Source organism: uncultured Maricaulis sp., assembly GCF_963975345.1.
Classification (GTDB): Bacteria; Pseudomonadota; Alphaproteobacteria; order Caulobacterales; family Maricaulaceae; genus Maricaulis.
Window position 1 is genome coordinate 1 of the sequence record NZ_CAXBGE010000011.1, and the last position, 18,588, is coordinate 18,588.

Genomic DNA, 18,588 nt, shown 5'->3' on the forward strand with positions numbered 1-18,588 from the left:
CCGCGAAGGCGGCCGCACCGTTGGTGCCGGCGTCGTCTCGAAAATCGTCGAGTAAATAGCATTCATTGGTTGGGGCGGCGCCATCGTGCGCCGCTCCGGCTTCGCTCTTTTTGAAGTTTAAGAAACGGGATCGGGTTGATGGAACGTCAAAACATCCGCATTCGCCTCAAGGCCTTCGATCATCGGGTTCTGGATAGCTCCACCCGTGAGATCGTCTCGACGGCAAAGCGCACTGGCGCGAACGTGCGCGGACCGATTCCGCTGCCGACGCGCATCGAGAAATTTACCGTGCTGCGTTCGCCGCACATCGACAAGAAGTCGCGCGAGCAGTTCGAGATCCGGACTCACAAGCGCCTTCTCGACATTGTTGACCCCACGCCGCAAACGGTGGACGCGCTGATGAAGCTCGACCTGTCCGCCGGCGTGGACGTCGAGATCAAGCTGGGAGCCTAGGACCATGCGCCAGGAAGATCGTAGAACCGGCGTGGTTGCCCGCAAGCTCGGCATGACGCGCGTCTTTGCTGAAGACGGCTCGCATGTGCCTTGCACCGTGCTCCATCTGGAAGGTTGCCAGGTTGTGGCCCACAAAACCGTCGATACCGACGGTTATCTGGCGCTGCAGCTCGGTTCCGGCACGGCGAAAGCCAAGCGCACGCCAAAGGCGATGCGCGGGCATTTCGCGAAAGCCAAAGTTGCTCCCAAGCGCAAGCTTGTGGAATTCCGGGTTCCCGAAACCGGGGTGATCGAAGTCGGCGCTGAGCTGATGGCCGATCACTTCGTACCAGGTCAAAAAGTTGACGTGGCCGGCACCTCGATTGGTAAGGGTTTTGCAGGCGCGATGAAGCGTCACGGCTTTGGTGGTCTTCGGGCTTCCCACGGCGTGTCGGTTTCGCACCGTTCGCATGGCTCGACTGGTCAGTGTCAGGATCCTGGCAAGGTGTTCAAGGGCAAGAAAATGGCCGGCCATATGGGTGCCGTGCGTGTGACGACCCAGAATATTGAGGTTGTTCGCGTCGACATCGATCGCGGTCTGGTTCTTGTCAAAGGCGCAGTCCCCGGTTCCGCCGGTGGCTGGGTTGAGTTGCGGGATGCCATCAAGGGACACGGCGCTGCCGATCTGCCTCTTCCTGGCAAATTCCGTACACTCGACGAGCTCAACGCGCCGGCTGCGGATAACGCACCGGTTGCTGCGGCCGCCGTGGAAGCTGATGCACCGGCTGCGACAGCCGCTGCTGAAGGCGAAGAAGGAACGGAAGCATGAAGTTCGAGGTAAAGACCCTCGCGGCGAAAGATGCCGGTGCCATCGAGCTTGACGATGCCGTTTTCGGTATCGATGAAGTTCGCGCCGATCTTTTGCAGCGTGTCGTCAAGTGGCAGCTCGCCGCTCGGCAACAAGGAACGCACAAGACCAAGGGCCGTTCCGAAATCGCCCGCACCAAAAAGCGGTTCGGCAAGCAAAAGGGCGGCGGTACTGCACGTCACGGCGCTCGCTCGGCTCCGCAATTTGTCGGTGGCGGCAAGGCTCACGGACCGCAAGTCCGCAGCCATGCCCATGATCTGACCAAGAAGCTGCGCTCGCTGGCCCTGTGCCATGCGCTGTCGTCGAAGGCTGGTTCGCAATCGCTCATCATTCTTGATGATGCGGTGCTGAGCGCGCCGAAGACGAAGGATTTGCGTTTGTCTTTCGCCGGTCTCGGTCTGTCGAATGTGCTCATCATCGACGGTGAAGCCGTCAATGAGAATTTTGCTCTCGCGGCTCGCAACCTGCCGTGCGTCGATGTTCTGCCCGTCCAGGGTTTGAATGTTTATGACGTGCTGCGTCGCGATACGCTGGTTTTGACCAAGTCGGCCGTGGCGAAAATCCACGAACGCTTTAGCGCGAAGGAGGCTTGAATATGTCAGCTGCTGCGCGCCATTACGACACCATCCTGGGTCCAGTGATCACGGAAAAGTCCACCCTGCTGTCGGAAGACGGCAAGGTTGTCTTCTTCGTACCGCTGAGCGCCAACAAGAAGGAGATCGCCGAGGCGGTTGAAGAGCTCTTCAAGGTGAAAGTGACGGCCGTGAACACGATCAGGATTCACGGTAAAACAAAGCGCTTCCGCGGAATTAGCGGTCGTCGTAGTGACCAGAAAAAAGCGGTCGTGACCCTTGCTGAGGGCCACGCGATCGACGTGACGACGGGGCTCTAAGATGGCTTTGAAAACATTCAAACCAACGTCTCCGGGCCGTCGTGCCCTGGTGCTTGTGGATCGCTCCGCACTGCATAAGGGACGTCCGGAAAAATCCCTTGTTGAGGGCCTGTCGAAACACGGCGGCCGCAACAATATGGGTCGGATCACGGCGCGCCGTATCGGTGGCGGTGCCAAGCGTCTGTACCGTATTATCGACTTCAAACGTCGTAAATGGGACATGCCGGCCACGGTCGAGCGTCTGGAATACGATCCGAACCGGACCGCATTCATCGCGCTGATCCAGTACGAAGATGGCGAAAAAGCCTACATCCTGGCGCCACAGCGCCTGGCTGAAGGCGATGTCATTCTCGCGGCGGCCAAGGTCGATGTGAAGCCGGGCAATGCAATGCCGCTCAAATCGGTGCCGGTTGGCACGATCCTGCACAATGTCGAGTTGAAGCCTGAAAAGGGTGGTCAGGTCGCCCGTTCCGCTGGTGCCTATGTCCAGCTGGTCGGTCGCGATAATGGCTATGCCCAAATTCGTCTGGCTTCCGGCGAGCTTCGCATGGTCTCCGACAAGTGCATGGCAACGGTCGGTGCGGTTTCAAACCAGGATCACTCCAACATCAATCTCGGCAAGGCCGGTCGCAAGCGCCATATGGGCAAGCGTCCGTCGGTCCGCGGTGTTGTCATGAACCCGGTCGATCACCCACACGGCGGCGGCGAAGGCCGCACCTCTGGCGGTCGCCATCCGGTGACGCCATGGGGCAAGCCAACCAAGGGCGCGAAGACACGGAGCAACAAGTCTACGGACAAGTTCATCATCCGTTCGCGTCACGAACGCAAGAAGCGATAGGGAGCCGACGATGCCTCGTTCTGTCTGGAAAGGTCCGTTCGTCGACGGCTATCTGCTGAAAAAAGCGGAAAAGTCGCACGAAGCCGGACGCAAGCAAGCGATCAAGACCTGGTCGCGCCGTTCAACGATTATGCCGCAATTTGTGGGCCTGACTTTCCAGGTTCACAACGGCAACAAGTTCGTGCCTGTGCTCGTGTCGGAAGACATGGTCGGTCACAAGCTTGGTGAGTTTTCACCGACCCGGACCTATTACGGTCACGCGGCCGACAAAAAAGCGAAGCGGAGATAAGAGATGGGAAAGTCTACCAATCCCCGCCGCGTCGCTGATAATGAAGCACGGGCGAAATTGCGGACGATCCGCACGAGCGGCCAGAAGCTCAACCTCGTTGCTGCGATGATCCGCGGCAAGAAGGTCGAGCGCGCCCTCGCGGATCTTGAATTCTCGCGCAAGCGGATTTCACTTGAGGTCAAGAAGACCCTCGAGTCAGCGATCGCCAACGCCGAAAACAATCACGGCCTCGACATCGATTCTCTGATCGTTGCTGAAGCTTTCGTCGGCAAGAATCTGGTGATGAAGCGTTTCCGGGCCCGTGCCCGTGGGCGTGGCGCCAAGATCCTGAAACCGTTTTCCGAGCTCACAATCGTGGTTCGTGAAGTTGAGGAGGCCGCCTGATGGGTCAGAAAGTAAATCCGATCGGTCTGCGCCTCGGCATCAACCGTACATGGGATTCCCGCTGGTATGCGACAGCTGGCGAATACGCCAAGCTGCTGCATGAAGATCTCGCGATCCGCAAAGTGCTGAAAGAGCGCCTCAAGGCTGCCAGCATTTCCAAGATAGTGATCGAGCGTCCGCACAAGAAATGCCGCGTCACCGTTCATACGGCGCGTCCCGGTGTGGTGATCGGCAAGAAGGGCTCCGATATCGAAGTCCTGCGCCGTGAGCTTTCGAAAATGGTCGATGGCGAAGTGTTCTTGAACCTGGTTGAAGTTCGCAAGCCGGAAATTGATGCCACGCTGGTCGCGGAATCGATTGCGCAGCAGCTTGAGCGTCGCGTGGCGTTCCGCCGTGCGATGAAGCGCTCCCTGCAATCGGCGATGCGCATGGGTGCCAAGGGCTGCAAGGTCGTTGTTGGCGGCCGCCTCGGTGGTGCCGAAATCGCCCGGACCGAACAGTATAATGAAGGCTCCGTGCCGCTCCATACGCTGCGTGCGGATATCGATTATGGGACCGCCTCGGCCAAGACCGCGATGGGTATCATCGGGATCAAGGTCTGGATCAACAAGGGCGAGATCATGGAACACGACCCGATGGCCCAGGAGCGCCGGCTCCAGGAGTCGGGTGAGCAGCGCGCCCGTTCGGGCCGCCAGGCTGCGTAGGGAAATCGGGTCATGCTGCAACCGAAACGTACAAAATTCCGCAAAGCCCATAAGGGTCGGATCAAGGGTGTTGCCAAAGGCGGCTTCACGCTGAATTTCGGATCTTACGGTCTTAAGGCGCTTGAGCCTGAACGCGTAACTGCGCGTCAGATTGAAGCGACCCGCCGCGCCATCACCCGCCATATGAAGCGGGCAGGGCGCGTGTGGATCCGTATCTTCCCGGACGTGCCGGTTTCCAAGAAACCGACAGAAGTCCGGATGGGTAAAGGTAAGGGCACGCCAGAATTCTGGGCGTGTCGTGTGAAACCGGGCCGTATCATGTTCGAAATCGACGGTGTTCCGGACGATGTCGCACGTGAGGCTCTGTCGCTCGGCGCTGCAAAGCTGCCGATCAAGACGAAAATCGTCGCCCGGATGGGCGAGTAAGGGAGAGCGGAACGATGAAACCCGTTGACGTTCGCGCCATGACCGAAGATCAGCTGAAGGACAATATCCTGAAGCTGAAAAAGGAGCAGTTCAATCTGCGCTTCCAGGCGGCCACCGGCCAGCTGGAAAACACGGCTCGTGTGACCCAGGTTCGCCGCGACATCGCGCGTCTCCGGACCATTCAGAGCGAGCGCAAGTCGCAGCAAGAGCAAGGGAGTTAAGCGATGCCGAGGCGTATCCTGCAAGGCGTCGTGGTGAGCGATAAAGGTACCAAAACCGTTGTGGTTCGGGTGGAGCGGACATTCCTGCACCCCCTGCTTCGCAAGACGGTTCGCCGTACCAAGCGTTATCACGCGCATGATGAGCAATCCGCATTCAAGGTCGGGGACATGATCCAGATCCAGGAATGTGCACCCAAGTCGAAACTTAAACGGTGGGAGGTAGTTCCGGCTCAAGCCTAGGCTTGGACTGGATAACGCCATCTCATAAGGAGGATCTGCGATGATCCAGATGCAGACAAATCTGGACGTGGCCGACAATTCCGGCGCACGTCGCGTGCAATGCATCAAGGTGCTTGGCGGCGCGAAGCGTCGTTATGCCCACGTCGGCGACATTATTGTCGTCTCCATCAAGGAAGCCATTCCACGCGGTCGCGTGAAGAAGGGCGATGTTCGCAAAGCCGTCGTCGTTCGTGTCCGCAAGGACATCAAACGCAAGGACGGCAGCGTCATTCGTTTTGATTCGAATTCGGCTGTGTTGATCAACAATAATAACGAGCCGCTCGGCACGCGTATCTTCGGACCAGTTCCGCGCGAACTTCGCGCCAAGAACCACATGAAGATTATCTCGCTGGCTCCGGAGGTGCTGTAATGGCTGCAAAGATCAAGAAGGGCGACAAGGTCGTCATTCTCGCTGGCCGTGACAAGGGCAAGACCGGCGAAGTCATGAAAGTGATGCCTGCTGAAGATCGGATGATCGTTGCCGGCGTGAATGTGGTCAAACGCCACACGCGCGCAACGCAAGCCGATCCGGGCGGCATCAAGGAAAAAGAAGCCACGATCCACAAATCAAATGTGGCTCTGGCCGATCCGAAGACTGGTGAGCCGACCCGTGTCGGTTTCAAGACGCTTGATGACGGCCGCAAGGTCCGTTTCGCCAAGAGTTCGGGTGAGGTGATCGATGTCTGATTCTTACACACCACGTCTTCGTACGAAGTATCGCGAAGAGATCCGCGCCAAGCTGAAAGAAAAATTCGGCTATGCCAACGTCATGCAGATCCCGCGCCTCGATAAGGTCGTGATCAATATGGGTGTTGGTGAAGCGGCCCAGGATTCCAAGAAGATCAAGGGCGCGCTCGAAGACCTTCAGGCGATCTCCGGCCAAAAGCCGGTCCAGACCGTTGCGAAGAATTCGATCGCTGGCTTCAAGCTGCGCGAAGAACAGGTGATCGGGGCCAAAGTGACCCTGCGCCAGGATCGCATGTATGAGTTCCTCGACCGACTGATTACGATTGCCCTGCCACGCGTCCGCGACTTTCGCGGCCTTAATGGCAAGAGCTTCGACGGTCGTGGCAATTACGCGATGGGTTTGAAAGAACACATCGTTTTCCCTGAGATCGACTATGATAAGGTCGAGAAGATCCGGGGTATGGACATTGTGGTGTGCACCACCGCAAATTCGGATGAAGAAGCGAAGGCTTTGTTGGCCGAGTTCGATTTTCCGTTTTCGAACTAACGCAACAAGGGCGCAGGCCGATCGGGCCTTGCACGCAGGAGGAATTAAATGGCGAAAAAATCCGCAGTGGAGCGCAATCGCAAGCGCGAGCTCTTGGTCAAGCGTTACGCAACCAAGCGCGAGCAGCTCAAGTCGATTGCCCGTAATAAGGACCTGCCGGTTGAGGAGCGCTTTGCCGCTCAGCTCAAGCTGGCAAGCCTGCCGCGCAATTCCGCGGTATCGCGCGTGCGCAACCGTTGCCTGATCTCGGGCCGGCCGCGCGCTTTCTATCGCAAGTTCCGCATGTCGCGTATCGCGATGCGTGATCTGGCCAGCCAGGGCTTGGTGCCCGGCATGGTCAAGTCAAGCTGGTAAGGGAGAGCGAGCATGGTGAATGATCCTCTCGGCGATATGTTGACCCGTATCCGTAATGCGCTGATGCGCAATAAGCGGACCGTCAGCACGCCAGCCTCGGCCCTGCGCCGTCGCGTTCTCGAAGTCCTGAAGAGTGAAGGCTATATCCGCGACTTTGCGGAAGTCGATCATTCGACCGGCCAGAAGGAACTCGAAATCGAGCTGAAATATTACGAAGGTGACTCGGTGATCCAGCACATCAAGCGGATTTCCAAGCCAGGTCGCCGCGTTTATTCCGGCGTCAAAGATATTGCTCTCGTCCAGAACGGCCTCGGCATCGCTATCCTGTCCACCCCCAAGGGTGTGATGTCGGATACGAGTGCCCGTGAAGCCAATGTGGGCGGGGAAATTCTCTGCCACGTAAGCTAAGGGAGCGAACCTAATGTCACGTATCGGTAAACTCCCCGTCGCAATCCCGGCCGGCGTCACCACGACGCTGACCGAGAGTGGCCTGACCGTCAAAGGACCCAAGGGCGAATTGTCCATGGTGTTCGTTCCTGAGGTGACCGTCACCCAGGAAGAAGACGGCTTCAAGGTCACGCCACGCGATATGACGAAGCGCGCCCGCTCCATGTGGGGCTTGCAGCGCGCGCTGGTGGCCAATTTGGTCCAGGGCGTCACAGCGGGTTACGAGAAAAATCTCGAACTGGTCGGCGTCGGTTATCGCGCTGCCATGCAAGGCAATTCCGTGAAGCTGGCCCTCGGCCTGTCCCACGACGTTGTTTACGAGCCGCCTGCAGGTGTCAGGATTTCGTCTACGAAGCCCACCGAGATCAAGATCGAAGGTGCGGACAAGCAGAAAGTTGGCCAAGTGGCCGCCGAGATCCGTCGCTTTCGTCCGCCAGAGCCCTATAAGGGCAAGGGCATCAAATATGTTGGCGAATACATTCGCCGCAAAGAAGGCAAGAAGAAGTAGGGCGAGCGATGAAAAACCAACGCGAAAAATCTGTCCGGCGCGCCCAGCGCACACGGACCCGTCTGCGGAAATTCGCCAATGGACGCTTGCGTCTGTCCGTCTTCCGTTCTTCGAAGAATATCTACGCCCAAATCATCGACGACACGAGCGGCATCACTGTTGCCGCCGCGTGTTCGCTCGAGGATGCGGCCAAGAAGGAGCACCCGAAAGGGGGCGACGTCACGGCAGCCGGTATCGTGGGTAAGATGATCGCTGAGCGCGCCGTCAAGGCTGGCGTCAAAGAGGTCGTCTTCGATCGCGGCGGGAATATGTTTCACGGGCGCGTCAAAGCGCTTGCAGAGGCGGCCCGCGAGGGCGGCCTGAGCTTTTAAGGGAGCGGACGCATGGCTCATCCAAACGAGCAGCAGCGCGATCGTGGTGATCGGGGTCGCGGACGCGGTCGCGGTCGTGAACAAGAGCGTGAAGACGAATTCGTCGACAAGCTGGTTCACATCAATCGTGTTGCCAAGACTGTTAAAGGCGGCCGTAACTTCCAGTTCGCCGCGCTTGTCGTCGTCGGTGACAAGAAGGGCCGTGTCGGCTTCGGCCAGGGCAAGGCCCGCGAAGTTCCTGAAGCCATTCGCAAGGCCACTGATGAAGCCAAGAAGAGCTTGATCCGCGTGCCACTGCGTGAGGGCCGGACCCTGCATCATGATGGCAAGGGCCGTCACGGTGCTGGCAAGGTGGTTCTGCGCGCTGCGCCTCCAGGTACCGGCGTCATCGCCGGTGGCCCGATGCGCGCTGTGCTCGAAACCCTCGGGATTCACGACGTTGTGGCCAAATCGGTCGGCACGTCCAACCCGTACAACATGATCCGCGCCACGTTCGACGCGCTGAAATCGCAGGCGAGCCCACGCTCGGTTGCGGCCAAGCGCGGCCTGAAGGTTGGTGATGTGGTGAACCGTCGCGACGATGGCGCGTCCTCACCCGAAGCGATCGAAGCGTAAGGATCGCTGTCATGGCCAAGAAAACACTCAAAGTACGCCAGACACGGAGTCCTATCCGTCGTCCGGCAGATCAACGCGCAACTCTGGTCGGCCTCGGTCTCAACAAGATCGGCCGCGAGCGCGTCCTGGAAGATACACCGTCCGTCCGTGGCATGATCGCCAAGGTCAGCCATATGGTGGAAATCGTCGAAGAGTAGGTCCCTTGCGGGATACCGCTCTTTCGAATGGAGAATGACATGCGTCTCAATGAATTGCGCGACAATGACGGCTCGACCAAGAACCGTTTCCGGGTCGGCCGTGGTATCGGTTCCGGCAAGGGCAAGACCGGCGGCCGCGGCGTCAAAGGCCAGAAGTCACGCTCCGGCGTGGCGATCAAGGGCTTTGAGGGTGGCCAGATGCCACTCCACATGCGTCTGCCAAAGCGCGGCTTCAACAAGCCAAACCGCAAGGCTTGGGCCGAGATCAATCTCGGTCGGATCCAGAAGGCGATCGACGCCGGGCTGATCAATGCGAAAAAGCTGATTGATGGCAACGCCCTGATCGCTGCCGGGCTGGTGCGTCGTGAGCTTGATGGCATCCGCCTCCTTGCAAAGGGCGAGTTGAAGACCAAAGTTGAGATCACCGTTGCCGGCGCTTCCAAGCCAGCCATTGAGGCTGTCGAAAAAGCTGGCGGTAAAGTGAATCTGCCCGCGGCAGCGTCCGCGGAATAAGCGGTCAAGCGCCGGCCGCGAGGGGAATAACTTATGGCTTCAGCTGCCGAACAGCTTGCTGCGAACATGAATTTCAGTTCCTTCGCCAAGGCGAAGGAACTGCAGCAGCGCATCCTGTTTACGATCATCATTCTGATCGTCTACCGCCTCGGCACATTCGTGCCGATTCCAGGCATCGATCCGGTTCAATATGCCCGCGTGTTCGAACAGAACTCGCAGGGCATTTTGAGCATGTTCAATGTGCTCGGCGGTGGCGCCGTGGAACGGATGGCGATTTTTGCGCTGAACGTGATGCCCTACATCTCGGCATCGATCATTATGCAGCTGATGCAAGCGACCATCCCCAGCCTTGAAAAGCTGAAAAAGGAAGGTGGCGAGGCAGGCCGCAAGCAAATCAACCAGTATTCCCGTTATCTGACAGTCGTTTTGGCGACCGGGCAGGCCCTGGCGATTGCCATGGGCATGAATGCGGTCAATGCCGACGGCCTGAGCATGGCTCTTAACCCGGGACCTTTCTTTATCGTCTCGACGGTCATTACCCTGGTCGGCGGCACCATGCTGCTGCTGTGGCTGGGCGAGCAGATCACGTCGCGCGGCGTCGGCAATGGCGTTTCGCTGATCATCTTCGCCGGTATTATCGCGGCCGTTCCAGGCATGCTGGGCAGTGCCCTGAGCCTGAGCGCCAGTGGCGGCATGGGCATGGGCACCTTCTTCGGCGGCTTCGCCCTGATCATCATCGGCCTGCTGCTGATCGTTTTCATCGAGCGCTCGCAGCGCCGGCTTCTGGTCCAGTACCCCAAGCGCCAGCAAGGCAATCGCATGGTCGGTGGGGATTCGTCCTTTCTGCCGCTGAAGCTCAATACCGCCGGCGTGATTCCGCCGATCTTCGCCTCTTCGCTGCTGCTGCTGCCGGCGACTGCGGCCGGCTTCCAGTCGCAATCGGGCCCTGAGTGGTTGCAAACCGCTGTCGCCTATCTGGGCGCTGGCACACCACTCTTCCTGTCGCTCTATGCGGCCCTGATCATCTTCTTCTGCTTCTTTTACACCTCGGTGGTGTTTAATCCGGAAGAGACGGCTGACAATCTGCGTAAATACGGTGGCTTCCTGCCGGGAATCCGGCCAGGTCAGCGGACAACGGAATATCTCGATTACGTGCTTTCACGGCTGACGCTGATCGGCGCTCTCTATCTCACCCTGATCTGCCTGGTGCCGATGATGATGAGCACGAATGCGGGGCTGGGCGGCACGTCCATCCTGATTGTGGTTTCGGTCTCGATGGACACGATTTCCCAGATTCAGTCGCATCTGCTGGCGCACCAGTATGAAGGCTTGATCAAGAAATCGAAGTTGCGGGGCCGCAAGCGATGAATATTATCCTGTTCGGGCCTCCTGGCTGCGGCAAGGGCACACAGTCCAAGCGGTTGGTCACGGAGCGCGGCTGGGTACAGTTGTCGACTGGGGACATGCTGCGCGCCGCCAAGGCTGCCGGTACCGAACTGGGCAAGCGCGTTGCCGCGATCATGGATGCCGGCGATCTGGTGTCCGATGCGATCGTCATCGAGCTGATTGAGGAAAGACTGCCGGAGGCGGAAGCCGCCGGTGGCGCGATATTTGACGGTTTCCCGCGCACCGTCGCGCAGGCAGAGGCGCTCGATGCAGCGCTGGCCCGCCGCGACAGCGCTGTGGATTGCGTGGTTCGCCTTCAGGTGAACGATACCGAACTTGTGGCTCGCATGGAAAAACGTGCAGCCGAAGAAGGACGTGCAGACGATAATATTGAGGCGTTTAAAGTGCGTCTCAAAAACTACCAGGACCAAACGGCGCAACTTATTCCGTTTTATGCCGCTCAAGGCAAAATGCGGGAGGTGCCAGGAATGGGCTCTGTGGACGATGTAGCTGCAGGAATAGCTGCTGCTTTGTCCTTGAACTGAAACAACCCTGTTGCAACCCCATTGACGGGGGGGCAACGCTGACTGTAGATAGCGCCCTTCGCGAAACGGGCGAGCTCATGTGGCGACCGCAAGGTTGTCCATTGGTTCGCTCGCGCACGGCGTTCAGATTTTGGGAGATGGATTGTGGCCCGTATTGCCGGCGTCAATATTCCGACGAATAAGCGCGTAGAAATCGCGCTGCGCTATATCCATGGCATTGGCCCGGCCAAGGCAAGGGAGATCTGCGAGCAGGTCTCACTGACGCCTGATCGCCGCGTCAATCAGCTGACGGATGCAGAAGTCCTTCAAATCCGCGAAGTGATCGATCGTGATCACCAAGTGGAAGGGGATCTGCGCCGTGAGGTTGCCGTGAATATCAAGCGCCTCATGGACCTGGGCAACTACCGTGGCTTGCGCCACCGTCGTGGCCTTCCGGTTCGTGGTCAACGCACTCACACCAATGCGCGTACGCGCAAGGGTCCCGCCAAGCCTATTGCTGGCAAGAAGAAGTAGGGCCTGATCATGGCTAAGGAACAAGGCCGCGTTAAGCGGCGCGAACGCAAAAACATCACATCGGGCGTTGCCCATGTGAGCGCGAGCTTCAACAACACCATGGTGACCATCACCGATGCGCAGGGCAATGCTATTGCTTGGTCATCGGCTGGTCACATGGGCTTCAAAGGGTCGCGTAAATCGACACCCTATGCAGCCCAGATGGCGGCTGAAGATGCTGGCAAGAAGGCCATGGAACACGGCATGAAGACCATCGAGGTGAAAGTCTCGGGTCCAGGGTCGGGTCGTGAGTCGGCATTGCGTGCCTTGCAGTCGGTGGGTTTCACCATCACGACCATCCAGGACGTCACGCCGATTCCACACAATGGCTGCCGTCCGCCGAAACGCCGCCGCGTCTGATACGCGTTTGTGCAATTCGGATATTGAACGTGCCGTCGGGATCTCCCGCGCGGCTGATGAAGGGGCAGTAAGAACGTGATCGAAAAAAACTGGCAAGAACTCATCCGCCCGATGAAGCCGGAAATCGAACCGGGTCATAACCCGGCTCGTCATGCCAAGATCATTGCGGAGCCGCTCGAGCGCGGCTTCGGCATGACGCTGGGCAATTCGCTGCGTCGTGTGCTGCTGTCTTCGCTTCAGGGCGCAGCGGTCACCAATGTGCATATCGATGGTGTGGTGCACGAGTTTTCGTCGATCGACGGTGTTCGTGAAGACGTCACCGATATCGTGCTGAACATCAAGCAAATCGCCTTGAACATGCATGGCGAAGGCCCCAAGCGCGTCGTATTGCGCAAGTCCGGCCCAGGCGTGGTGACAGCTGGCGATATTGAAGAGACGGCTGACATCGAGATCGTCAACAAGGACCTCGTCCTGTGTACGCTCGACGTTGGCGCTGAAATCCGCATGGAATTCACCGTCAATACCGGCAAGGGCTATGTCCCGTCTGATCGCAATCGTCCGGAAGATGCGCCGATTGGCCTGATCGGCGTCGATTCGCTGTTCAGCCCGGTCAAGCGTGTGTCCTACCGCGTCGAAAATACGCGCGAAGGCCAGGTGCTCGACTATGACAAGCTGATCCTTGAAGTCGAAACCGACGGCACCGTGTCGCCGGAAGATGCTGTCGCTTATTCGGCGCGCATCCTGCAGGACCAATTCCAGATCTTCATCAACTTTGAAGAAGCTGTCGAAGCGCGTCCGGCTGAAGATGACAAGCCAGAGCTCGACTTCAACCCGGCGCTGCTGCGCAAGGTTGATGAGCTTGAACTGTCGGTGCGTTCGGCGAACTGCCTGAAGAACGACAACATCGTCTACATCGGCGATTTGATCCAGAAATCGGAAGCGGAAATGCTCCGCACTCCGAATTTCGGACGCAAATCACTCAATGAGATCAAAGAAGTTCTCGCCCAGATGGGTCTGCATCTTGGCATGGAAGCGCCGAACTGGCCGCCGGAGAACATCGAAGATCTCGCCAAACGTTTCGAGGACCACGTTTAGGAGGCAGCCGAGAGGCTCCCGACTGGACCTGAGGAGATCAAGCCATGCGTCACGGCATCGCACATCGCAAGCTCAACCGCACGCACTCGCATCGCAAAGCCTTGTTCGCCAATATGGCGGCATCGTTGATCGAGCACGAGCAAATCATCACGACCCTTCCCAAGGCGAAGGAGCTGGCTCCGTTCATGGACAAGCTCATCTCCCTGGCCAAGCGTGGCGATATCCATGGCCGCCGTCAGGCGATGTCCAAGGTTCGCAACGAGGAACAGGTCAAGAAGCTGTTTGACACTCTCGGCGGCCGCTACACCGAGCGCAATGGTGGTTACACCCGCGTGCTCAAGGCCGGTTACCGTCATGGCGATAATGCGCCAATGGCTGTTATCGAGCTGGTCGATCGCGATACCGCTGCGAAGGGTGCTGTCGACCGCGCCCGTGCTGCAGTGTCCGGCGACATGACTGACGAGTAAGAATCCGGTCATCAAACGATCAGATCAAGGCGGTTAGCTCAGGCTGGCCGCCTTTTTCATGCCGGAAATCAGGGTTATATGAGCACCATGATCAAACATCTGCTTCTCGCCACCCTCCTGTTCGCCGCGCCCGTTGCCGCGCAGGAAACCGACCTCACTGCGAACCAGGACCGTATCGTCCCGGACAGCCGCGTCGAGATGCAACTCTCCTTCGCGCCGATCGTGCGCGATGTCGCGCCGGCCGTGGTGAATGTCTATTCCCGGCGCGTCGTCAACAATCAGAACCCTTTCGCCAATGATCCGGTCTTCTCGCGCCTGTTCCGTTCGCAGCCGCAGGAGCAAAACTCGCTCGGCTCCGGCGTGATCGTCGATCATTCCGGTGTCATCGTCACCAATAACCATGTCGTTGCTGGCGCCACTGAGTTGAGGGTTGTGCTCGCCGACCGGCGTGAGTTTGAAGCGACCGTCCTTTTGACCGATGAGGCAACCGATCTCGCCGTGTTGAAGATCGAAACCGATGAGCCCTTGGCGACCTTGCCGTTCAACATGACGGATGATCCGGAGGTCGGCGATCTCGTGCTGGCGATCGGCAATCCCTTCGGCGTCGGCCAGACCGTCACCAGCGGCATTGTTTCGGCTCTGGCGCGCACCGATGTCGGCCAGACCGATTTCGCCTCCTTCATTCAGACCGATGCGGCGATCAATCCGGGCAATTCCGGCGGTGCGCTGGTTGATATGCGCGGCCAGTTGATCGGTATCAATTCGATGATTTTTTCGCGCTCCGGCGGATCGAACGGGATCGGCTTCGCCATTCCTGTCGAACTGGTACGGCGCGTGGTCGATACCGCCCTGAGCGAAGGCGAGTTGATCCGGCCCTGGCTGGGCGCACGCCTGCAACCGGTGACCAGCGATATTGCGTCCACCTTCAATATGGACCGGCCGCGCGGTGCACTGATCAGCGAGATTTATCCTCACGCGGCGGCCGATACGGGTGGGTTGCAGCAGGGTGATGTTGTGCTGGCGGTCGATGGCCATGAGATCAGCAATGATGCCGGCGCCCGTTTCCGGCTGGCGATCCGCGCCGCCGGCGACGATGCCCGCTTTACAGTCCTGCGTTCGGGCCGGCAGATCGAGCTCAATGTCCCGGTGATTGCCGCGCCCGGCGCGACGACGCCCGAGCCGCTGCCGGTTGAGGGGCGCAATCCCTTGTCTGGTGTCAGCTTGGTACAGCTCTCGCCGGCCTTCAACGAGACGGTCGGGCTCGATCCCTTCCTCGACGGCGTTGTGGTGATGAATGTACAGCGACGTTCTATCGCGGCGCGCTATGGCTTCCGTCCGGGCGACCGGCTGGTCTCCTTGCAGGGCACCGCGATCAACACGCTCGATGATGCCGCGCACATTGCGGAGCGCTTTGATGGCGAACGCGACTGGCCGATTGTGCTGGACCGTCGTGGGCAACGCTATGAGCCCACTCTGCGGCTCTACTAGCCCGCGTCAGGCGTTTTAAGCGTCACCAGGCTCCACACATGGCCGAACGGGTCACGCAGCTTGCCGTGGCGGCCGTAGAATTCGTCGGTGCAGGGGCGCAGCACAGCGGCGCCTGCGGCAATCGCCCGGTCGAACCAGAGATCGGCATTCTCGACATACAGCATGATGGTGATGGTGGTGCGTCCGCCGAGCGTATCGGGCGCGACCGTGCCAACCTCGCCTTCGTACTCGGGATATTCATCGGCGAGGTTCAGAATTCCGCCATTAATCCGCAGCGTCGCATGGCCAATCTTGCCCTCATACTCATAGCGCTCAACCTCTTCGGCTTCGAAGGCGTGCTGGTAAAAGGCAATCGCTTCAGCGCCGCGGCGGACATTGATATAGGGCGCAATGGCGGTTTTGGTTGGGCTCATACCGTGTCTTCCTCTTGCAACCCGGTTGGGTGGCTCTAGCCTAGCGTAATGTCGAGTCTGTTTGAAGCTGCCGGTCTTGAGACCGAAGCGCCGCGTCCACTGGCGGACCGCTTGCGGCCGCGCGTGCTCGACGAGGTCGTTGGCCAGGATCATCTGCTCAAGGGCGATGGACCGATTGCCCGGATGCGCGCCCAGGGACGACTCGCCTCGCTGATCCTTTGGGGTCCGCCCGGCGTTGGCAAGACAACGATTGCGCGCCTGCTGGCTGAGGATAGCGGGCTGGAGTTCGAACCGCTCTCGGCGGTCTTCTCCGGGGTTGCCGATCTGAAGAAAGTCTTCGAACGCGCCCGTGCGCGCCGCGCCGCCGGTCGCGGCACACTCCTCTTCGTCGACGAGATCCATCGTTTCAATCGCGCCCAGCAGGATGGCTTCCTGCCGGTGGTGGAGGAGGGCGTCGTCACCCTCGTCGGGGCAACGACCGAGAATCCGTCCTTCGAGCTCAATGCGGCCCTGCTGTCGCGCTGCCAGGTGCTGGTGCTCAAACGGCTCGACGACGCGGCCCTCGATGATCTGATCGCTCGCGCCGAGGACGAGATGGGCACCAAACTGCCCCTCGATGCGGATGCGCGCCATGCCCTCGCGGCGATGGCCGATGGCGATGGGCGCTATCTGCTCAATCTGGCCGAGGAAGTCTTCACCTTCCAGCGCGACACGCCGATTGACCGGATTGAGCTCGGCCGTCTGCTCAACAAGCGCGCGCCGGTCTATGACAAATCGCGCGACGAGCATTTCAATCTGATCTCGGCCCTGCACAAATCCGTGCGTGGCTCTGATCCCGATGCGGCGCTGTATTGGCTGGCGCGCATGATCGAGGGCGGCGAAGACCCGCTCTATCTCGCACGCCGGATCGTGCGCATGGCGATTGAGGATATCGGCTTGGCCGACAGCGCCGCCATTCACTCTGCGCTCGCCGCCAAGGACACCTATCAATTCCTCGGCAGTCCTGAGGGCGATCTCGCTCTGGCCCAGGCCGTGGTGCATCTGGCCTGCTCGCCGAAGTCGAACGCGGTCTACACGGCCTGGAAGCGGGCCCAAAAATCAGCCAAGGAGACCGGCTCGCTGATGCCGCCCGCCCATATCCTCAATGCACCGACATCGATGATGAAGGATCAGGGCTATGGTGCCGGCTATCAATACGATCATGATGTTGAAGGTGGCGTGTCGGGCCAGGATTATTTCCCCGAGGGGATGCGCGAGCGCCCGGTCTTCTATGAGCCCAAGGATGCTGGCCGCGAGGCGGCCATTGCGGAACGCCTGCAGCGCTGGCGTACCCTGCGTCGTGGCAAGAGCCCGGCCAAGCCGTAACGATTGTATCTTGTCAATTTACCTCCGCCGGGATTAGCGTCTGCGAATTCGATTCCGGGGAGGGAATGAGAATGAAACTCTATAAAACACATCTGGTATTGGGACTTGTATGGCTGCTGGTCGGCATGACGCTGGGCCAGATCATGGGCCAGAGCGGTGATCACAGTCAGATGCCGACGCATGCCCACATCATGCTGCTGGGCGGCGTCCTGTCGTTGGCCTGGGGGCTGATCTATCGCGGTCTCGATATCGCTGGCGGCCTGCTGGGCTGGGTCCAGCTCCTGCTGCACAATCTCGGTGCGGTGACCATGTTGGTGATCATCTACATGCTGTTCGACGGAAATCCTGCGGCCGAGCCGCTTGAGCCGGTGATCGGCATGGGCGGCGGCGCCGTCATGCTTTCGGTTCTGTTGATGCTGTACCAGGTCATCAGGGCGAAGGACTAACTTCGCAAGCCTCACCCTGGGCGGCGATCAGCGCTGCCCAGGCGTCGGCCATCGGTCCTAGACCCAGTGCAATACGGCGGGCATCGAGATTGTCCGGTGCCCGCACCGGTGCCGGCTCGCGCTGCCCGTCAACGCAGACAGCGGCTGTGCCGTAGATCTGCGGCCTGCTCTGGCTGAGGGCGAGCGTGTCGGCCATTTCCGCAAACGCCTGAGGATCATAGCGACCCGCCAGTACGACCGGTTCGAGCGCCGCGACGATGCGGCCGCGACCGGCCTCGTCGCGTTCGGCCCACCGCAGGATATCGTTGGCCAGACGCGGCTGCGCCAGCTGGAAGGCGGCGAAGCGCTCTGGCTCGAGCTGGGCCAGCGCCCAATGCGTATCCGCGGTTTCGACCTCGGCAATCGTATCGCGAGTTTCGCGCAGAATCTCGCCGCTCGCACCTTCATCCAGATTGGGGCGGGTGATCACCGGCAGCAACAGCTCGGCCAGATAGCGCTCGCGCGCCTTGCGTGCCGCCAGCTCGGCAATCAGATCGCCCCAAGCGGCGTATTGGGCATCGAATTGCGCGATCAGCGTGGTGGCGTCGGTGGGCGGCGGCGCAGGGGTAGTCGACGCCTCGATAACCTCGTTGGGTTGGGACGCTGGTGCCTCGGTGGCTGCGTCTTGCACGGCGAGGGTCGACAGGGCGGCGATAGCAAGCAATGCGAGCATGATCATGGACCTTGGGCTGACAGCGTGGCCACAGTTTAGGCGGTCCGCACGCCCTGCCAAGTCCGCGATCACGATGGTCGGGAAATCCGGGGATATTTCTGCGTCCGGACAAAACAAAAGCGGGATCAGGTTAGAGCCTGGTCCCGCTTTTTGTCTGCATGGTCATCAGTGCCGGGACCGCGAGGTG

31 protein-coding genes and 1 pseudogene are annotated in these 18,588 nt (G+C 59.6%); 30 read left to right on the plus strand and 2 right to left on the minus strand.

What is annotated here, in order from left to right; genetic code table 11:
- The first annotated feature begins 138 nt into the window (after positions 1-138).
- From rpsJ to AAC029_RS12260, 28 genes and pseudogenes are all read left to right on the plus strand, one after another.
- Positions 139-453, plus strand: a complete 315-nt coding sequence (gene rpsJ, locus AAC029_RS12125; protein ID WP_091770311.1) for a 30S ribosomal protein S10 — start codon at positions 139-141, stop codon at positions 451-453.
- Positions 454-457: 4 nt separating this feature from the next.
- Positions 458-1,099 (plus strand): annotated as a pseudogene (gene rplC / locus AAC029_RS12130) (50S ribosomal protein L3); the annotation flags it as partial.
- Positions 1,100-1,257: 158 nt separating this feature from the next.
- Positions 1,258-1,893 carry a 50S ribosomal protein L4 gene (gene rplD / locus AAC029_RS12135; RefSeq protein WP_339748129.1) on the plus strand — a complete coding sequence of 212 codons (636 nt, stop codon included), beginning with the start codon at positions 1,258-1,260 and terminating at the stop codon, positions 1,891-1,893.
- Positions 1,894-1,895: 2 nt separating this feature from the next.
- On the plus strand, positions 1,896-2,192 hold the full coding sequence (locus AAC029_RS12140) for a 50S ribosomal protein L23 (protein WP_339748132.1): 297 nt from the start codon (positions 1,896-1,898) through the stop codon (positions 2,190-2,192).
- A gap of 1 nt (position 2,193) precedes the next feature.
- Positions 2,194-3,030, plus strand: coding sequence for a 50S ribosomal protein L2 (gene rplB / locus AAC029_RS12145; protein WP_339748134.1), 837 nt, complete (start codon positions 2,194-2,196; stop codon positions 3,028-3,030).
- 10 nt (positions 3,031-3,040) lie between these two features.
- Positions 3,041-3,319, plus strand: coding sequence for a 30S ribosomal protein S19 (rpsS, locus tag AAC029_RS12150; protein WP_339748137.1), 279 nt, complete (start codon positions 3,041-3,043; stop codon positions 3,317-3,319).
- Positions 3,320-3,322: 3 nt separating this feature from the next.
- Positions 3,323-3,703, plus strand: a complete 381-nt coding sequence (gene rplV / locus AAC029_RS12155; RefSeq protein ID WP_339748140.1) for a 50S ribosomal protein L22 — start codon at positions 3,323-3,325, stop codon at positions 3,701-3,703.
- A complete protein-coding gene (rpsC, locus tag AAC029_RS12160) occupies positions 3,703-4,407 on the plus strand; it encodes a 30S ribosomal protein S3 (RefSeq protein ID WP_339748142.1) in 705 nt (234 codons plus the stop codon). The genes rplV and rpsC overlap by 1 nt, the downstream gene beginning before the upstream one ends.
- A 12-nt stretch (positions 4,408-4,419) precedes the next feature.
- Positions 4,420-4,833, plus strand: coding sequence for a 50S ribosomal protein L16 (gene rplP, locus AAC029_RS12165; RefSeq protein WP_091770294.1), 414 nt, complete (start codon positions 4,420-4,422; stop codon positions 4,831-4,833).
- 14 nt (positions 4,834-4,847) lie between these two features.
- The gene (gene rpmC, locus AAC029_RS12170) at positions 4,848-5,054 is read left to right on the plus strand and encodes a 50S ribosomal protein L29 (RefSeq protein WP_339748147.1); all 207 of its coding nucleotides are present in this window, start codon (positions 4,848-4,850) and stop codon (positions 5,052-5,054) included.
- A gap of 3 nt (positions 5,055-5,057) precedes the next feature.
- Positions 5,058-5,294: a 30S ribosomal protein S17 gene (gene rpsQ, locus AAC029_RS12175; protein WP_339748149.1), complete on the plus strand. Its 237-nt coding sequence runs from the start codon at positions 5,058-5,060 to the stop codon at positions 5,292-5,294.
- A 40-nt stretch (positions 5,295-5,334) separates the two neighbouring features.
- Positions 5,335-5,703, plus strand: coding sequence for a 50S ribosomal protein L14 (rplN, locus tag AAC029_RS12180; protein WP_339748151.1), 369 nt, complete (start codon positions 5,335-5,337; stop codon positions 5,701-5,703).
- Positions 5,703-6,020 (plus strand): 50S ribosomal protein L24, encoded by a 318-nt coding sequence (gene rplX, locus AAC029_RS12185; protein WP_339748153.1) that lies wholly within the window; start codon positions 5,703-5,705, stop codon positions 6,018-6,020. Before rplN ends, rplX begins: the two co-directional genes overlap by 1 nt.
- Positions 6,013-6,567 (plus strand): 50S ribosomal protein L5, encoded by a 555-nt coding sequence (gene rplE / locus AAC029_RS12190; protein WP_339748155.1) that lies wholly within the window; start codon positions 6,013-6,015, stop codon positions 6,565-6,567. The genes rplX and rplE overlap by 8 nt, the downstream gene beginning before the upstream one ends.
- A gap of 48 nt (positions 6,568-6,615) precedes the next feature.
- Positions 6,616-6,921 carry a 30S ribosomal protein S14 gene (gene rpsN / locus AAC029_RS12195; protein ID WP_339748158.1) on the plus strand — a complete coding sequence of 102 codons (306 nt, stop codon included), beginning with the start codon at positions 6,616-6,618 and terminating at the stop codon, positions 6,919-6,921.
- A 12-nt stretch (positions 6,922-6,933) separates the two neighbouring features.
- Positions 6,934-7,329 (plus strand): 30S ribosomal protein S8, encoded by a 396-nt coding sequence (gene rpsH / locus AAC029_RS12200; protein WP_339748160.1) that lies wholly within the window; start codon positions 6,934-6,936, stop codon positions 7,327-7,329.
- Between the two features lie 13 nt (positions 7,330-7,342).
- Positions 7,343-7,876: a 50S ribosomal protein L6 gene (gene rplF / locus AAC029_RS12205; RefSeq protein ID WP_339748162.1), complete on the plus strand. Its 534-nt coding sequence runs from the start codon at positions 7,343-7,345 to the stop codon at positions 7,874-7,876.
- An 8-nt stretch (positions 7,877-7,884) separates the two neighbouring features.
- Positions 7,885-8,247, plus strand: a complete 363-nt coding sequence (gene rplR / locus AAC029_RS12210; protein WP_339748164.1) for a 50S ribosomal protein L18 — start codon at positions 7,885-7,887, stop codon at positions 8,245-8,247.
- Positions 8,248-8,259: 12 nt separating this feature from the next.
- Complete coding sequence (gene rpsE, locus AAC029_RS12215; protein WP_091770271.1) at positions 8,260-8,862, plus strand: 30S ribosomal protein S5; 603 nt, start codon at positions 8,260-8,262, stop codon at positions 8,860-8,862.
- Positions 8,863-8,873: 11 nt separating this feature from the next.
- On the plus strand, positions 8,874-9,059 hold the full coding sequence (gene rpmD / locus AAC029_RS12220; RefSeq protein WP_339740735.1) for a 50S ribosomal protein L30: 186 nt from the start codon (positions 8,874-8,876) through the stop codon (positions 9,057-9,059).
- A 39-nt stretch (positions 9,060-9,098) separates the two neighbouring features.
- Positions 9,099-9,572 carry a 50S ribosomal protein L15 gene (rplO, locus tag AAC029_RS12225; RefSeq protein ID WP_339748166.1) on the plus strand — a complete coding sequence of 158 codons (474 nt, stop codon included), beginning with the start codon at positions 9,099-9,101 and terminating at the stop codon, positions 9,570-9,572.
- A gap of 66 nt (positions 9,573-9,638) precedes the next feature.
- Positions 9,639-10,940: a preprotein translocase subunit SecY gene (gene secY, locus AAC029_RS12230; protein ID WP_339748405.1), complete on the plus strand. Its 1,302-nt coding sequence runs from the start codon at positions 9,639-9,641 to the stop codon at positions 10,938-10,940.
- Entirely contained in the window at positions 10,937-11,503 is a 567-nt protein-coding gene (locus AAC029_RS12235; RefSeq protein ID WP_339748168.1) for an adenylate kinase, read from the plus strand. Before secY ends, AAC029_RS12235 begins: the two co-directional genes overlap by 4 nt.
- A 144-nt stretch (positions 11,504-11,647) precedes the next feature.
- A complete protein-coding gene (gene rpsM, locus AAC029_RS12240; protein ID WP_339748170.1) occupies positions 11,648-12,016 on the plus strand; it encodes a 30S ribosomal protein S13 in 369 nt (122 codons plus the stop codon).
- 9 nt (positions 12,017-12,025) lie between these two features.
- On the plus strand, positions 12,026-12,415 hold the full coding sequence (gene rpsK, locus AAC029_RS12245; protein WP_339748172.1) for a 30S ribosomal protein S11: 390 nt from the start codon (positions 12,026-12,028) through the stop codon (positions 12,413-12,415).
- A gap of 75 nt (positions 12,416-12,490) precedes the next feature.
- Positions 12,491-13,510 carry a DNA-directed RNA polymerase subunit alpha gene (locus AAC029_RS12250; RefSeq protein WP_339748174.1) on the plus strand — a complete coding sequence of 340 codons (1,020 nt, stop codon included), beginning with the start codon at positions 12,491-12,493 and terminating at the stop codon, positions 13,508-13,510.
- A gap of 44 nt (positions 13,511-13,554) precedes the next feature.
- A complete protein-coding gene (gene rplQ, locus AAC029_RS12255) occupies positions 13,555-13,977 on the plus strand; it encodes a 50S ribosomal protein L17 (RefSeq protein WP_339748176.1) in 423 nt (140 codons plus the stop codon).
- A gap of 78 nt (positions 13,978-14,055) precedes the next feature.
- Positions 14,056-15,465: a Do family serine endopeptidase gene (locus AAC029_RS12260; protein ID WP_339748178.1), complete on the plus strand. Its 1,410-nt coding sequence runs from the start codon at positions 14,056-14,058 to the stop codon at positions 15,463-15,465.
- On the opposite strand, the gene AAC029_RS12265 is transcribed toward AAC029_RS12260, so the two are convergent.
- Entirely contained in the window at positions 15,462-15,878 is a 417-nt protein-coding gene (locus AAC029_RS12265; RefSeq protein WP_339748180.1) for a VOC family protein, read from the minus strand. The two genes, AAC029_RS12260 and AAC029_RS12265, sit on opposite strands and share 4 nt — an antisense overlap.
- A 48-nt stretch (positions 15,879-15,926) precedes the next feature.
- Between AAC029_RS12265 and AAC029_RS12270 the strand changes: the two genes are divergently transcribed.
- The gene (locus AAC029_RS12270) at positions 15,927-17,243 is read left to right on the plus strand and encodes a replication-associated recombination protein A (protein WP_339748182.1); all 1,317 of its coding nucleotides are present in this window, start codon (positions 15,927-15,929) and stop codon (positions 17,241-17,243) included.
- A 71-nt stretch (positions 17,244-17,314) separates the two neighbouring features.
- On the plus strand, positions 17,315-17,689 hold the full coding sequence (locus AAC029_RS12275; protein ID WP_339748184.1) for a hypothetical protein: 375 nt from the start codon (positions 17,315-17,317) through the stop codon (positions 17,687-17,689).
- Here AAC029_RS12275 and AAC029_RS12280 read toward each other — a convergent pair.
- Entirely contained in the window at positions 17,673-18,401 is a 729-nt protein-coding gene (locus AAC029_RS12280; protein WP_339748186.1) for a DUF6624 domain-containing protein, read from the minus strand. The two genes, AAC029_RS12275 and AAC029_RS12280, sit on opposite strands and share 17 nt — an antisense overlap.
- Between the last annotated feature and the right edge of the window lie 187 nt (positions 18,402-18,588).